Source organism: Haloferax sp. Atlit-4N, from assembly GCF_003383025.1.
Taxonomy (GTDB): Archaea; Halobacteriota; Halobacteria; order Halobacteriales; family Haloferacaceae; genus Haloferax; species Haloferax gibbonsii.
In genome coordinates this window covers 1-449 of record NZ_PSYY01000112.1, presented here as the reverse complement: position 1 = coordinate 449, position 449 = coordinate 1, and the positions used below count along the sequence as shown (strand labels likewise).

Below are 449 nucleotides of genomic sequence, written 5' to 3'. Positions count from 1 at the left end.
CGCTTCGCTGCGCGCGCAGCCACGACCTCAACAACAGGTCAACCAGCGAATCACATAACTAAGAGTCAGTAAACTCCCGAATTTTGAGGAGCGCCTCATCTATCGAGAATTCTCCGGGCAGGTTCGCCTGTTCACGATGCCAATCACTAGGCATCTCCTCAGTAGGATTGAACTTCACACGTTGCGTCTTTTCCATTTCGTGAGCAGGCACGTAAATCGCTGTGCCCTCCTCGTGGATGGCACCAGCAAATATATCGACGGTACCATCGGGGTACTTTTCTGGAGAAATTTCCAGCTCGTAACGGTATTCATCATAATCGCTCGCAGTTTTCACCTGAACTCGTAATAGCTCCCACCCAACGTCGATTACCAAGTCGTATTTTTGCTCGTGACCATGTGGATAAGCTACACCATACCCATTTCGGAGGATATCTGCCGCGACTAAGGCT

General features: G+C 50.1%; 1 protein-coding gene. It reads right to left on the bottom strand.

Features of this window, described 5'->3' with window-relative positions:
• Positions 1-58 precede the first annotated feature (58 nt).
• On the bottom strand, positions 59-449 hold a 391-nt coding region (locus C5C07_RS21490), incomplete at its 5' end, for a group I intron-associated PD-(D/E)XK endonuclease (RefSeq protein WP_199522801.1).